Here is a 13,616-nt window from a genome sequence, read left to right on the forward strand (position 1 = left end):
CCGCGCGATCAATGCGGCGGGGGGTGGAAGGAATCGGCGGTCTCGTGCAACCGTGGACGCCCCCGGTTCCGTCCTTGAGGACGGATGAGCAGAAGAGCGGAGCAGCGGACCGCGTGGACCAGCGCGACGAAGACGAGTTCGCGGAGTACTTCTCCGCGAAGCGGGACGCCGTGCGCCGGACCGCGTACTTGCTCTGTGGCGATTGGCACAAGGCCGACGACCTCGCCCAGACGGCGTTCGTCGCCCTGCACCGGAGGTGGAAGAAGATCAGGGACCGCGCCGCGACCGACGCGTATGTGCGCAAAACGCTCGTGCGCGCCGTCATCGACGAGTCGCGCCGGCCGTGGCGCCGGGAGTGGCAGACCGACGTCCTGCCGGAACCGATGTCGGACACGCCTGGCCTGGCCGAGCGCGTCGCGTCCAGGGAAGACCTGCTGGCGGCGCTGAAGGAAGTGCCACCGAAGCAACGCGCGGTGCTCGTGCTGCGGTTCTTCGAGGGCCTGGACGTGACGGCCGCGGCGAAGGCGCTGGGCTGCAGCGAGGGCAACGTGAAGAGCCAGACCGCACGGGGGCTGGCGAACCTGCGAGAGGTGCTGGAACGGGAGGTGGAGGCCAATGGATGAGCGTGACGCGGAGTCGTTGTTCTCCGGCCTGCCCGGTGCGGTGCCGCCTCCGTCTTTCACGAAGGACGACGTCGTCCGCGAGTCGCGCCGGCTGACGCTGCGCCGTCGCAACCGCATCGCCGCTGGTGGAAGCGCTGTCGTGCTGGCCCTGCTGGGCTTCGGCGCGTACGGGCTCGTGGCCGACACGGGCGGTAAGTCCGATTCCGCCGCTGTCATGAATTCGGCCGAAGCTCCCGCGCAACCCGGTGCGTCGGCTGCGCGTCCTTTGGGTACTGGGGAGGGGAACTTCCCGGCTCTGCCGCCTCAGCAGGGAGGCAGTGGAGACGGGAGGACCGGCCCTCGGGTCGAAGGCGCCTCCGGGTGCGAAAAGGTGGACTGGGAGCTCGCCACCGCCCTCGCTGGCGAGCTCCCAGGTCACTTCACCGCCACGGAAGCCTCCCAGGGCAGCATCTGTACGACGGGCGCCCGCGGAGCCGGGTTCCCCCTGCCGGACGGCTCGATCTCCGTGGCCGTGTTCCCGCGCGGGGCGCCGGTGACCTACCCGGCGCAATCGGCGGACGCGGTGACTGAGCGTGCCGCCACCGGTACGGGCGGGACCCTCGTGCTGGTGAGTGTGCCGGGGACGTTCGGGCACCCCGCGCCGTATGCCGGTGACCTGGCGCGCTTCGCCGCATCGCTGGCTCCCCGGTTCTGACGGCCTGTTGATGGCGCGGCTGGCAGAATGACCGGCCATGACGGCAGCAGCAACCACCCCGAAGGGCGAGCGCCGGCGAGCCACCCTCGTCGAAGCCGCGGCGGAGCTGCTGGCCGAAGGCGGGTTCGACGCGGTGCGCCACCGGGCCGTCGCCGAGCGGGCCGGCCTGCCGCTCGCGTCGACGACGTACTACTTCGACTCGCTCGAGGACCTGGTGACCGCGGCGGTCGAGCACCACTCGCAGGTGGAGCTGGCCAACGGGCGGCAGCAGCTGGAGGAGCTGGCCACCCGCAACCGCGGCGTTTCGGCGACCGTGGAGCTGGTGCTGGACCTCCTGCTGGGCCCGCCGTCCGGCGACCCGGAGGCCGACGCGGAGGCGGTGCTGCTGCGGTACGAGCGCCTGGTCGCCACCGGGCGGCGGCCGTACTTGAGGCCGTTGATGCGGACGTTGTCGGATCAGCTGAACGAGCTGCTGGTGGAGATCTTCACCCGCTCGGGGACGCCGGTGGACGGCGTGGAGCTGGAGAAGCTGGTGGCCCTCGTCGACGGCGCGGTGGTGAACGCGTTGATCGCGGTGGACCCGGCGCCGCGTGCTGCGGCGGCGAGGATGTTGCAGGCCGCGCTCGCCGAAAGCTGACGCCTACCGCCGCGACTTCTTCGCCTTGTCCAAGTCGTCCCGGGACTTCGTCACCAACGCGAACATCGCACTCTCCGCCGCCCCCGGATCGCGCGCCAGGATCGCGTCCAGGACCTTCCGGTGTGACGGCACGGGGTTGTCCGACGGACCCGACCCGTGCACCAGCTTGTCCCGCTCCGCCAGGCCGATCGCGATGACGCGTTCCACCTGAAGGAGGAAGTTGTTGTGCGTCGCGGTCATCAGGGCGCGGTGGAACGTCAGGTCGGCGCGGACGCTGGCTTCGGGGTCGTCGCCGGCGGTGGTCATGTCGTCGAGGGCGGCCCGCAGGGCCAGGAGATCGCCTTCGTCCGCGCGTTCGGCGGCGATGCGCGCGGCGGCGGGCTCGACGACGGTGCGGACCTCGGTCAGCTCGTCGAGCAGGCCCGGGTCGTCGCTGGCCGCCGTTTGCCAGCGCATGACGTCGGTGTCGAGCATGTTCCACTGGTCGCGCGGCTGGACGAAGGTGCCGCGCTTCTGGCGGGCGTCGATCATTCCCTTGGCTGCCAGCACTTTCAGCGCCTCGCGCAGGGCGGTGAGGCTGATGTCGAGCTCTTCACGCAGCGCGGGCAGGTCGAGCACGGTGCCCTCGTCCCACTCGTCGGACAGGATCCGGGCGGCGAGCGTCTCCACGGTCTGTCCGTGCAGACCGCGGGGCCGGTGTTCGGACAATGGAGGTCCCCTCAGTCGGCAGTGCGGAGTCATCCTACCTCGGACGCGATTACGTCATAAATTATGAATACATCTTGACAGCTGCCAGCCCGGTTGCAAGTCTGTGCCAGCAGTCACTCCCCCGCAGGGGAGCGACGCTCCATTCAGACAAAGGGGTCACAGCGATGACGACTGCAGAAGGCCTGTCCCGCCGTCATTTCCTGCGCAACGCCGGCATCGTCGGCCTGGGCGCGCTCGGTTCGAGCAGCTTTCTCGCCGCGTGCGCCACTTCGGCCTCCAACGGCCCGGTGAAACAGGCCGCTGGTGCGGTCACCGTCCAGTCGAACCTCTCCTCACCGCAGGCGAAGGTCGCGATCGAGGCGCTCGCCAAGGCGTTCGGCGACAAGGGCGGCGCGACGGCGACGGTCAACACCGTCGCGTCGGAAACCTTCCGCACGCAGCTGCCGAGCTACCTGACCTCGGCGAACCCGCCCGACAGCTTCACCTGGTACCCGGGTTCGCTGCTGTCGGGCTACGCCAAGAAGGGCCTGCTGCTCGACGTCGGCGACGTGTGGCAGACGATGGGCAACTACACCCCGGCCATGCGCAGCCTCTCCGGCGACGGCGCGGGCCACCAGGTGTTCGTGCCCACGAGCTACTACTTCTGGGGCTTCTTCTACCGCAAGTCCAACTTCGCCAAGTGGGGCGTGAAGCCGCCGACGAACTGGAGCGAGTTCCTCGCGCTGTGCGAGACGTTGAAGGGCAAGGGCATCTCGCCCATCGGCCTCGGCGCGGGCGGCGGCACGCAGTGGACCGCCTCGGCGTGGTTCGACTACCTCAACATCCGCATCAACGGCGCGCAGTTCCACCGCGACCTGCTCGCCGGCCGCGGCCGCTTCGACGACCCGAAGGTCAAGAAGATCTTCGAACCGTGGCGTCAGGCGCTGCCCTACACCGACCCGAACGGCACGGCGCTCGCGTTCCAGGACGCCACCACCGTGCTGCTGCAGGGCAAGACCGGCATGGTGCTCACCGGCACCTTCTTCGCCGACGCCGCTCCGAAGGACGCGCTGGACGACCTCGACTTCTTCCAGTTCCCGATCCTCGACCCGAGCGTGCCCGTCGCCGAGGAGGGCCCGACCGACGGCTTCTTCGCCAGCGCCCGCTCGCCGCACGTGGCCGAGGTCAAGGAGTGGTTCAAGTACGTGGCCACGGCCGAGGCGCAGGAGCTCTACATCAAGAACTCCTCCGGCACGGTGCTGCCCGCGAACCCGTCGGCGAAGAACAACGGCACGCCGCTGGTCCTGAAGGGCAAGAAGATGCTCGACGAGGCCAAGGAGCTCACGCAGTTCTTCAACCGCGACTCCTCCGACGCGCTGCAGCCGACGGCCGACGCTGCGCTCATCCGCTTCATCCAGAAGCCGAACGAGCTCGACTCGATCCTGAGTGACTGGCAGACGGCCGCGGCGAAGGTCTTCCAGGGGCAGTCCTGACATGGCGGTGCTCGCAGCTCCGGCTGCCCCGGTGAAGCGTCGGAGGCGCGCGGTCCGCCGCGTGCCCCCGACGCTGCTCCTGTTCGTGCTGGTGCCCGTGGCCGTCGAGGGCTTCTGGGTCTTCTGGCCCGCGCTGCAGGGGTTCTACCTGTCGCTGACCAACTGGGACGGGGTCTCCGCGCCGACGTTCGTGGGGCTGGACAACTACGCCGAGATGTTGTCCGACGACATTTTCGGCACCGCCGCGCTCGACACGGTGATCTGGATCGTGCTGTTCGGCGGGTTGTCGGCCGCGGGCGGGCTCGGGCTCGCGATGCTGCTCAACCGCGAGCGCAAGGGCGTCGGGTTCTACCGGGCCGCGCTGTTCACGCCCGTGGTGTTCTCGCTCGTCGCCACGGCGCTGATCTGGCAGGCGATCTACCAGCCCGACGGCGTGTTCAACAACGTCCTCGGCGCGATCGGCCTGGACAGCTGGAAACACTCGTGGCTCGCCGATCCCGACACCGCGCTCTACGCGGTGCTCGTGCCGGCGTTGTGGCGCCAGCTCGGCTACGTGATGGTGCTGTACCTGGCCGGGCTCAAGGGCATCGACCCCGCCCTGTACGAGGCGGCCAAATTGGACGGTGCCACGGCGTGGCAGCAGTTCCGCCACGTGACGTGGCCGCAGCTGCGCAGCGTCAACTCCGTCGTCCTGTCGGTGATCATCATCGACTCGCTGCGGTCGTTCGACGTGGTGTGGTCGATGACGAAGGGCGGGCCGTACCACTCGTCCGAGCTGCTGAGCACCTACATGTACTCCACCGCGTTCCAGTCGCTGCGGCTCGGTTACGCGTCCGCGCTGGCCGTGGTGATCTTCGTCCTCGCGTTCGGTGTGATCGTGACCTACCTCGTGCGAGCGTTCCGGGAGGACCAGTGAGCGTGACCACGACCCGGCCGGCACCCGCCGCCGCGCCGGAAGAGCGAGTTCCCGCCAAGCGCAGCCACCGCAAGCAGGGCCGCACGTTCGGCTTCCACCTGCTGGCCGGCGGCCTGTCCGTCCTGTGGCTGCTGCCGATCGTGCTGGTCATCACGACCAGCGTCCGATCCTTTTCGGACATCGCGAGCAACGGCCTCGGCGCGCTGCCGCACTCGTTCGACCTCAGCTCGTTCGGTGAGGCGTGGGGTGTCGGCGGCGGTGGCCACGCGATGCTCAACAGTTTCATCGTCACGATCCCGACCGTGCTGCTGTCGCTGCTGCTCGCGTCGGCCGCGGCGTTCGCGCTGAGCCGGTTCCAGATCCCGTTCCGGCGCACGATCATCCTGGTCATGCTTTCGGGCAACCTGCTGCCGCCGCAGATCCTGCTGGTGCCGGTGTCGAAGCTGTCCGAGCTGCTCGGCATCTACGACACGCTCACCGCGCTGATCATCGTGCAGGTCGGCTTCGGGTTGGGCTTCTACACGTTCGTGCTGCAGGGTTTCATGCGGTCCATCCCGGACGAGATCCAGCAGGCGGCGCTGATCGACGGCGCCGGGCCGATCGCCATCTTCTGGCGCATCATCCTGCCGATGACGCGCCCGGCGCTGGCGGCGCTCGGCGCGCTGGCGTTCACCTGGACGTTCAACGACCTGCTGTGGTCGATCACCGTGCTGCGCACCGAAACCGTGATGCCGGTGACGCCGGCGTTGCTCGGCCTGCAGGGTCAGTACGTGTCCAACTGGAATGTGATCGCGGCGGGTTCGGTGATCGCCGCCGTGCCGACCGTGGCCGTGTTCCTGCGGTTCCAGAAGCACTTCATCTCCGGGCTCGCGATCGGGGCGATCAAGTGAACCAACGGTGGACGATCGAACTCGAGTCCACTTCGTACACCGTCACGCTGGAGCCGGGGAACCGGTGGCTGGAGCTCGTCGCGTGGGGTCCGCGCGGCGTCGAGCGTGGTCCGTCGCCGCTGGCCAACCGCGGTGACGTGCACTTCATCACCGACGCGGACGCGGCTCCGGTGGAGTACGCGCCGCGCGGCCTGCGGCCGTTCTCGGGCGCGGACTTCGTCGTCGCGGGGGATTCGTGGTGGCGCTTCGCCGCCGACGAGTCCACGGAAACCGTGCTGCGGCTGGCCTTTGTCGACGAGGTGACCGGGCTGCGGGCGGTGCAGTGTTACCGCGCCGAGCCGGGCACCGATGTGCTGTGCCGCTGGGTCGAGTTCGCGAACACCGGCGGCGCGACCGTCGAGATCGACCGGCTCGGGTCGGCGGGCGTGTGTGTGCCGACCGGGCCCGACGGCGCGCGGCTGACCTACCTGACCGGGCAGTGGTCGCAGGAGTTCACCCGCCGCTCGACCGTGCTCGAAGCCGGCGGCTTCCGTATGGCGAGCCGCTTCGGTGTGCCGGGCCACCAGTACGTGCCGTGGCTGGCGGTGCAGGACGCGGCCTCGCCGGACGGTCCTGCGTACGGAGTTTCCCTGGCCTGGTCGGGTTCGTGGGAGCTCGACGCCGAGATCGAGCCGAGTGGGCTCACGCGCGTGCGCGCGGGCCGGCTGGCCAATCCCGGCCCGATCCGGCTCGAACCCGGTGCGTCTCTGGTCACTCCGGAGCTGGCGCTGGCATCCAGTATGGACGGACTCGCCGGGCTGGCCGACGTGTGGCACGCGTACTCGCGCAAGCTCGCCGGGCCGCGGCTCGAAAAGCGCCGCCCGGTGCTCTACAACTCCTGGGAAGCCACCGGTTTCGAGGTCAACGGCGCGCGTCAGCTCGACCTCGCCAAGCAGGCCGCGGACCTGGGCGTGGAGCTGTTCGTGGTGGACGACGGCTGGTTCGTCGGCCGCGACGACGACACCGGCGGCCTGGGCGACTGGACGCCGGAGCAGACGTCGTTCGAGGGTGGCTTCGGCGTGTTCGTCGACTCCGTGCGCGCGCTGGGCCTGGACTTCGGCCTGTGGGTGGAGCCCGAGGCGATCAGCCCGAAGTCGAAACTCTACGCGGAACACCCCGACTGGGTCTACCGCCTCGACGGCCGCCCCGCGACGCTGATCCGCAACCAGCTCCTGCTCGACCTCGGCAAGACCGAGGTGTTCGAGTACGTGCGCGGAGTGCTCGACGAGCTGCTCACCGCGTACCCGATCTCCTACCTCAAGTGGGACATGAACCGCCCGCCGACCGAACGCGGCCGCCCCAGCGCGCCGTCGGCGGACCTCGACGCCGAGCACGTCGCCAACTACCACCGGCTGCTCGACCACCTGCGCACGACATACCCCGACCTCATCGTCGAGTCGTGCGCCGGCGGCGGTGGCCGCACGGACCTGGCGACGGTGTCGCGCAGCGACGTGGTGTGGCCCAGCGACAACACCGCGCCGCTGGACCGGCTGCGGATCCAGGACGGGTTCCTGCTGATGCACGCGCCGCACCTGATGAGCTCGTGGGTCACCGACGCACCCGGCGTGTTCGACCCGCGGCCGCGCTCGCTGCGGTTCCGGTTCGTGCTCGCGATGGCGGGCGTGCTGGGCATCGGGGCCGATCTGTCGCACTGGAACGCGGGCCAGCGGGCGGAGGCCACGGAGCTGATCGCGCGGTACAAGGAGTTGCGGCCGATCCTCCACACCGGACGGTGCCGCGTCCTTTCCGGACCTGCGGAACCCACGGCGGCCAGCCAGTACACGCTGGGCGATCAGACCGTGGTGCTCGCCTGGAGCACCGGGCAGCTGGTGGGGACGCCGCTCGTGCCGGGCCGTTCGTCGCGCATCAAGCTGCACGGGCTCGACGCCGCCGCGACCTACCGCGACGAGGCCGGCGCGGAGTACTCCGGCGCGCACCTTGTGCACGTGGGTCTGCCCGTCGAGTGGACCGCGCAGCACGACGCAGACGTGTTCGTCCTCACTCAGGTCTGAACACAGCGAAACGCCCTGCCGGCTTCACTGGGCCGGCAGGGCGTTTTTTGATGAGTCGTTTATCAGAAGGTCAGCGGCAGCACGAAACTCGGCGATCCGGTCGGGTACTCCACGATCTCGGCCTTGCCCAGCTCATCCAGCGGGAAGGCCGTGATCTTGTCGTCGAACTGCGCCGCCACGTAACAAACCCCGTCCACCACCGCGAAGTGCCGCGGGTGCGCACCACAAGCCTGGTCCGCGCTGGCGGCCAGCGGCGAGCCGGAGAACGACGTGACGCAGTCCGCGCCGCGGTTCGACAGGTACACGCCGGAGTCCAGGATCTCCAGGTGCGCCACGATGTTCTCGCCGTCGAAAGCATCGTGGGTGGCCGGCGTCGAAGCGACGACCTCGAACGCGCCCGGTGACGTCTCCCGGACCGTCAGGACCTCACTGGACAGCTCACAGGCCACGTAGGCCAGGTCGGAGCCGGGAATCCGCACGAGCTGCCGCGGACCGCTGCCCGCCGGCAGCTTCGACACGGCGAGCGGCGTCAGCTCGCCGGCGTCGGACAGCGTGTGGCTGCGGATCTCGTCCGTCCCCAGGTCCACGGCACTCACCACGGACCCGTCGGCGCTCGGCACCGCCATGTGGACGTGCGCGGCTTCCTGGCGCACCTCGTTCGGCCCGGTCCCACTGTGCTGCACCAGATCCGTCCGGCCTGTGATCCGACCTTCGGCCGACAGCCCGAACACCGCGAGACTGCCCCCTGTGTAGTTGGCGCACAACAGGAACCGGCCGTCCGGCGTCACCGCGAGGTGGCACGGGTGCGCGCCGCCGCTCGGCACCTCGGAATCCAGCAGGGTCAGCGCACCGTCCACAAGCGACACCGACGAGACGGCGCCGGAGTCGGTCTCGTCGGTCGTGTACAGCACCGGCAACGTCGGGTGTTTGACCAGCCACGACGGCGACCGCAGCTCGAGCGTGGAGTCGAGAACAAGACCGGTGGAATCGCGGCGGAACGTGGAAATCCCGCCGCCCTTCCCGCCCATCTCGGCGGTGTAGCAGCCGACCAGCACGACGTCCGTCACGAGCCCTCCCTCACCATCGCGGCCACCCGGGCCCGGATGTCCTCGGCTGTCCCGCGCGTGAGCGCCGAACCCATGCCGACCGCGACCGCGCCCGCCGCGAGCCACTCTGGCACGTCCTCGGGGGCGATTCCACCCGTCGGCACGAGCGGCGCCTGGGGCAGCGCCGCGCGCACGTCCTTGACCCACCGCGGGCCCAGCGCCGTGGCCGGGAAGACCTTCACCGCGTCGGCGCCGTCTTCGAGCGCCCGCACGATTTCCGTGACGGAACCGGCGCCCGGGAACGCGGCCGCGCCGTACCGGTGAGCGGTGCGGATCACGGCGGCCTCGACGTTCGGTGACACCAGGAACCGCGCCCCCGCGCGGATCGCGAGTACGGCCGAGGCCTCGTCGAGCACCGTGCCGGCGCCGATCGTGGCGTCGGGGTACGCGGCCGTGAGCTCCTCGATCGCCGCCAGTGCACCGGAGTTGGTGAGCGGGACCTCGATCGACCGCAGGCCCGCGTCCAAGGCCGCACGAGCGGCGACGACGGCGGACGCGGCATCTGCGGTCCGCACGATGCCCACCACCCCCTGGCGCAGGGCCGCGTGCGTGATCTCCCAGCGGTAGCTCATCGGTGTACCTCCTCGCCGCCACCGAGGGCGGCGCTCGTGCGGGCCAGTTCGGCCCGGTCGGGCAGTCCTTCCAGATCCGTCCGCGTGCCGACGACCAACGCCGCCGACACCGCACCGGCCAGCAGCGCCTCGGCGGGCGAACCGCCGCGCAGCCAGGACGACAGGTAGCCGGACGTGAGCGCGTCGCCCGCGCCCACCGGGTCGACGACGTGCGTGACCAGGGTTTCCTGGCTCCACTCGTACTCGGCCGTGACTGCGCGCGCCACCTTGTCGCGCTGCTTCACCACGACCGTGCCGACGCCCTTGACGATCAGCTCGGGCGCCGAAGCGTCGAGCAGTTCCAGCTCGTCCTCGCCGGCGAACACCAGATCCGCCTGGTGCAGCAGCGGTCCCACGGTCTCGCGCCACTGCGCCGGCGACGCGAGCTTGAGCCGCACGTTGGGGTCGAACGCGATCGTCGCCCCCTCCGCGCGCGCCAGCTCGAACAAGGCCAGCACGGCGTCGCGCGCGGACAGCGACAGCATCGCCGTGATCCCCGAGACCAGCACGAGCCGCGCGCCACCCAGGCCGGCGGCCCGCACGTAGTCGGCGGAGAGCGAGCACGCCGCCGAACCCGCGCGGTGGTACTGCACGTCGATGCCGCGGCCCGGGGTGTCGTCGCGCAGCAGCAGTCCCGTGAACCCGGCCGGGTCCACCTCGACGCCCGAAACGTCCACGCCCTCGGCCCGCAGCGCGCTCAGCACGGCCGCGCCGGACGAGTCGTCGCCGACGCGGCTGAGCCAGCGCACGCGGTGGCCGAGGCGCGCGAGGCCGACCGACACGTTGGCTTCAGCCCCGGCCACGGAAGCGGTGAAGGTGTGCGCGCGCCGCAGCGCGACGCCGGGTTCCGCGAGCAGCAGCCGCATCGCTTCGCCCAGGGTGAGGACTTCGATGTCGTTCATCGCGGGAAGCATACCGCGTGAAATCTTAATTTAGGATTTATTCTTGACGCGACCTCCGCGACCCCGGCATGCTGCTCGCGGGCCGGAAGATCACGGCCCCGTTCGGCGCTGTTTCGACGACGAAAGGTGTCGCCCACATGCTCCCGCGCTCTCCACGCAGATCCCGTAGGGCACTGGCGATCACGGCGGCCGCCGCGGCCGCCGCCACCGTGCTCGGGCTCGCGACCCCCGCTTCCGCGGCCCCGGCCTCGCTCTTCCCCCAGCAGAACACCGCGGCCGACCAGGGTGCCCCGGACTACTACGACTCCGGCCTGGCGCAGACGCCGTACATGGGCTGGAACAATTACTTCGGCATGCCGACCGTGACCGAGGCCGGCGTGAAGGGCGTCGCCGACTACCTCGTCTCCAGCGGCCTGGCCAAGGCCGGCTACAAGTACGTCTGGATCGACGGCGGCTGGAACGCCAAGGTCCCGCGCGACGCGCAGGGCAACCTCGTGCCCGACCCCGAGCGCTTCCCGTCCGGCATGGACGCGCTGGTCAAGTACATCCACGACCGCGGCCTGCTCGCCGGCATCTACACCGACGCGGGCCCGTCCGACGGCAAGAACTGCGCCGCCGGCAGCCAGGGTTACTACGAGCAGGACACGAAACGCTTCGCCACGTGGAACTTCGACGCGATCAAGGTCGACTTCCTCTGCGGTATCGCGAACAACCTCGACCCGGCGAAGGCGTACACCGAGTTCAGCGCGGCCCTGCAGAAGGCCGGCCGCAAGATGATCCTGAACATCTGCAACCCGGTGACCGACGACTGGGGCGTGCCGCACACGCCGAGCCAGACCGCCGGCGTGTCCTACACCTTCGGCCCGCTCGTGGCCGATTCGTGGCGCACCAACACAGACGTGGCCTTCGGAACCCCGTACGAGGGGATCTACAAGGACATGCTGCGCAACGCCGACGTCAACGCGGCGCACCCCGAGGCCAACGGCCCCGGGCACTGGAACGACCCCGACTTCCTGATCCCGATGCGCAAGACGGAGCAGGGCACCCTCGAGATGAACGAGGAGGAGTCGACCACCCAGCTCGTGCTGTGGGCGGAAATGGCTTCCCCGCTCATCATCGGTTCCGACCCGCGCACGCTGCCGCAGTCGATGATCGACACGCTGAAGAACCCCGAGATCATCGCCGTCGACCAGGACAAGCTCGGAATCCAGGGCGTCCGCGCGGCCAGCAACGGCTCCACGGACACCTACAGCAAGCGCCTGTCGAAGGACGGCGACCGCGCGGTCGTACTGCTCAACCGCGGTGACGCCGACACGCAGATGACGCTGAACTTCGCCGACGCCGGCCTCACCGGCAAGGTCTCGATCCGCGACCTGCGCGCCCGCGCCGACCGCGGCAGCGCGACCGGCACGTACACCGTCACGGTTCCCGCGCACGGCACGGCGTTCCTGAAGCTGCACGGCACGGACCTGGTGCCCGGCACCAGCGTCGCGAGCGGCGCTTCGGCCAGCCCGGCCGTGGTGCGCACCGGCGACAAGACCGTCACGTTCACCCGCGGCCCGCTCGGCGTGCTCGAAACGCAGGGCCTCGGCAAGGGCACCTCGGTCATCGGTGGCCCGTTCCTCGGCCAGCCGGCCGCCAACGCGCACGGCTCGAACATCGACGTCTACGTCCGTGGTCTGGACAATGCCGTGTGGCAGCTGACCTACGACGGCAAGCGCTGGGGCGCCTGGCACCGGCTCGGCGGTAACCTCACCGACTCGCCGTCCGTGACCGCCGATGGCACGCTCTACACCCGCGGCACCGACGGAAAGGTCTGGACCCGCACCACCGACGGCCGCTGGTCCTCGCTCGGCTCGCCCAACGACGCGCAGATCTACGGCCGCCCCGGCGCCGCGACCTCGACGTCGGGCACCGTGGTCGCCGTCCGCACCCCGGACGACGGCGTGTGGACCCGCACCCGCGGCACCGACGGCACGTGGTCGGACTGGACGTCGATCGGCGGCACCATCTCCAGCAGCCCGACGCTGGTCGCGCAGGGCGACAAGGTCTCCGTGTTCGCCCTGGCCAGCGACTACACGCTGTGGCAGAACGACCGCAACGGCACCACGTGGGCCGGTTGGTTCAAGCAGCCGAAGTACCCGTCCGGCAACGTCGTGGGCACCCTCGGCGGTGCGGCTGACGCGAATGGCGTCTGGCTCGGGGTGCGTGGTCCGGACGACCATGTCCGCGTAGACAAGCTCTGAGTACCAGGCTCTGAGCACGAGGAGGATTGGCGATGTCCACACCAGACAACCCGACGGCCGTGGTGACCGGTGCCGCGTCAGGTATCGGCGCGGCGACAGCGCGGCGGCTGCAGGCCGACGGCTACCGCGTCGTGGGTGTGGACCTCGCCCCCCTCCCCGACGACCTCGCCGGCGTGCGCGGCGACGTGACCGCCGACGAGACCTGGGCGCAGGTCGTCGAGCTGGCCGGCGAGGGCGGGGGCATCACTGCCCTGGTCAGCAACGCGTACGTACCGACCACCGGCCCGCTGCACGAGATGCCGCGGGAGCAGTGGCAGCACCAGCTCGACGTGAACCTCACCGGTTCCTACCTCGCGGTGAAGGCGTGCCTGCCGTCGCTGCGGGCCCGGCGGGGCTCCGTCGTGCTGGTGTCTTCGGTGCACGCGCGGTTCGGCCTGCCGGGCCACCCGGCGTACGCGGCGAGCAAGGGCGCGCTGGTTTCGCTGGCGCGCCAGCTCGCCGTGGAGTACGCGCCGGACGTGCGCGTGAACTCGGTGCTGCCAGGTCCTGTGCGCACGCAGGCGTGGGACCGGCTCACCGAAGAGGACATCGAACGCAGCGCGCGGGCGACCCCCGTCGGGCGGCTGGGCGACCCGGGCGAGGTCGCCGCGGTGATCGCGTTCCTGCTCTCGCCGGCGGCCTCGTTCGTCACGGGCGCCGACCTGACCGTCGACGGCGGCTGGTCGGCCGCCAAGGATTCCGCTTAGACCGCGTCTCATAG

At 70.3% G+C, this 13,616-nt stretch carries 13 protein-coding genes; 9 read left to right on the forward strand and 4 right to left on the reverse strand.

The window, feature by feature from the left end:
• The first annotated feature begins 113 nt into the window (after window positions 1-113).
• Genes AB0M56_RS01650 through AB0M56_RS01660 form a run of 3 tightly spaced genes read left to right on the forward strand, consistent with a single transcriptional unit; the run spans window position 114 to window position 1,954 of the window.
• Window positions 114-623, forward strand: coding sequence for a SigE family RNA polymerase sigma factor (locus tag AB0M56_RS01650; protein WP_364169784.1), 510 nt, complete (start codon window positions 114-116; stop codon window positions 621-623).
• Entirely contained in the window at window positions 616-1,317 is a 702-nt protein-coding gene (locus AB0M56_RS01655; RefSeq protein ID WP_364169787.1) for a hypothetical protein, read from the forward strand. Before AB0M56_RS01650 ends, AB0M56_RS01655 begins: the two co-directional genes overlap by 8 nt.
• A 37-nt stretch (window positions 1,318-1,354) precedes the next feature.
• Complete coding sequence (locus AB0M56_RS01660; RefSeq protein ID WP_220245140.1) at window positions 1,355-1,954, forward strand: TetR family transcriptional regulator; 600 nt, start codon at window positions 1,355-1,357, stop codon at window positions 1,952-1,954.
• 3 nt (window positions 1,955-1,957) lie between these two features.
• Here the strand turns inward: AB0M56_RS01660 and AB0M56_RS01665 are convergent, their stop codons facing one another.
• Window positions 1,958-2,662 (reverse strand): FadR/GntR family transcriptional regulator, encoded by a 705-nt coding sequence (locus tag AB0M56_RS01665; RefSeq protein WP_364169789.1) that lies wholly within the window; start codon window positions 2,660-2,662, stop codon window positions 1,958-1,960.
• 164 nt (window positions 2,663-2,826) lie between these two features.
• Between AB0M56_RS01665 and AB0M56_RS01670 the strand changes: the two genes are divergently transcribed.
• Genes AB0M56_RS01670 through AB0M56_RS01685 form a run of 4 tightly spaced genes read left to right on the forward strand, consistent with a single transcriptional unit; the run spans window position 2,827 to window position 7,991 of the window.
• Window positions 2,827-4,134, forward strand: coding sequence for an ABC transporter substrate-binding protein (locus tag AB0M56_RS01670; RefSeq protein WP_364169792.1), 1,308 nt, complete (start codon window positions 2,827-2,829; stop codon window positions 4,132-4,134).
• 31 nt (window positions 4,135-4,165) lie between these two features.
• Window positions 4,166-5,050 carry a sugar ABC transporter permease gene (locus AB0M56_RS01675; RefSeq protein ID WP_364169795.1) on the forward strand — a complete coding sequence of 295 codons (885 nt, stop codon included), beginning with the start codon at window positions 4,166-4,168 and terminating at the stop codon, window positions 5,048-5,050.
• A 2-nt stretch (window positions 5,051-5,052) separates the two neighbouring features.
• Window positions 5,053-5,940, forward strand: a complete 888-nt coding sequence (locus tag AB0M56_RS01680; RefSeq protein ID WP_364169798.1) for a carbohydrate ABC transporter permease — start codon at window positions 5,053-5,055, stop codon at window positions 5,938-5,940.
• Window positions 5,937-7,991 carry an alpha-galactosidase gene (locus AB0M56_RS01685; protein ID WP_364169801.1) on the forward strand — a complete coding sequence of 685 codons (2,055 nt, stop codon included), beginning with the start codon at window positions 5,937-5,939 and terminating at the stop codon, window positions 7,989-7,991. Before AB0M56_RS01680 ends, AB0M56_RS01685 begins: the two co-directional genes overlap by 4 nt.
• 62 nt (window positions 7,992-8,053) lie before the next feature.
• Here AB0M56_RS01685 and AB0M56_RS01690 read toward each other — a convergent pair whose 3' ends face one another.
• The 3 genes from AB0M56_RS01690 to AB0M56_RS01700 are packed head-to-tail and all read right to left on the reverse strand — an operon-like array spanning window position 8,054 to window position 10,610.
• Window positions 8,054-9,058, reverse strand: a complete 1,005-nt coding sequence (locus tag AB0M56_RS01690) for a beta-propeller fold lactonase family protein (RefSeq protein ID WP_364169803.1) — start codon at window positions 9,056-9,058, stop codon at window positions 8,054-8,056.
• Window positions 9,055-9,669, reverse strand: a complete 615-nt coding sequence (locus AB0M56_RS01695) for a bifunctional 4-hydroxy-2-oxoglutarate aldolase/2-dehydro-3-deoxy-phosphogluconate aldolase (RefSeq protein WP_364169805.1) — start codon at window positions 9,667-9,669, stop codon at window positions 9,055-9,057. The genes AB0M56_RS01690 and AB0M56_RS01695 overlap by 4 nt, the downstream gene beginning before the upstream one ends.
• Window positions 9,666-10,610, reverse strand: a complete 945-nt coding sequence (locus tag AB0M56_RS01700; protein ID WP_364169808.1) for a sugar kinase — start codon at window positions 10,608-10,610, stop codon at window positions 9,666-9,668. The genes AB0M56_RS01695 and AB0M56_RS01700 overlap by 4 nt, the downstream gene beginning before the upstream one ends.
• 137 nt (window positions 10,611-10,747) lie before the next feature.
• Between AB0M56_RS01700 and AB0M56_RS01705 the strand changes: the two genes are divergently transcribed.
• Window positions 10,748-12,856 carry a hypothetical protein gene (locus tag AB0M56_RS01705; RefSeq protein WP_364169811.1) on the forward strand — a complete coding sequence of 703 codons (2,109 nt, stop codon included), beginning with the start codon at window positions 10,748-10,750 and terminating at the stop codon, window positions 12,854-12,856.
• Between the two features lie 32 nt (window positions 12,857-12,888).
• Complete coding sequence (locus tag AB0M56_RS01710) at window positions 12,889-13,602, forward strand: SDR family oxidoreductase (RefSeq protein WP_364169813.1); 714 nt, start codon at window positions 12,889-12,891, stop codon at window positions 13,600-13,602.
• Window positions 13,603-13,616 lie beyond the last annotated feature (14 nt).

This window comes from Amycolatopsis sp. NPDC051372, from assembly GCF_040682095.1.
Taxonomy (GTDB): domain Bacteria; phylum Actinomycetota; class Actinomycetes; order Mycobacteriales; family Pseudonocardiaceae; genus Amycolatopsis.

What these genes read in the sequence shown, in the direction of transcription:
- AB0M56_RS01700 (WP_364169808.1), bottom strand. Translation starts at nt 10,610, where the DNA reads ATGAACGACATCGAAGTCCTCACCCTGGGCGAAGCGATGCGGCTGCTG.
- AB0M56_RS01710 (WP_364169813.1), top strand. Translation starts at nt 12,889, where the DNA reads ATGTCCACACCAGACAACCCGACGGCCGTGGTGACCGGTGCCGCGTCA.
- AB0M56_RS01655 (WP_364169787.1), top strand. Translation starts at nt 616, where the DNA reads ATGGATGAGCGTGACGCGGAGTCGTTGTTCTCCGGCCTGCCCGGTGCG.
- AB0M56_RS01660 (WP_220245140.1), top strand. Translation starts at nt 1,355, where the DNA reads ATGACGGCAGCAGCAACCACCCCGAAGGGCGAGCGCCGGCGAGCCACC.
- AB0M56_RS01670 (WP_364169792.1), top strand. Translation starts at nt 2,827, where the DNA reads ATGACGACTGCAGAAGGCCTGTCCCGCCGTCATTTCCTGCGCAACGCC.
- AB0M56_RS01705 (WP_364169811.1), top strand. Translation starts at nt 10,748, where the DNA reads ATGCTCCCGCGCTCTCCACGCAGATCCCGTAGGGCACTGGCGATCACG.
- AB0M56_RS01695 (WP_364169805.1), bottom strand. Translation starts at nt 9,669, where the DNA reads ATGAGCTACCGCTGGGAGATCACGCACGCGGCCCTGCGCCAGGGGGTG.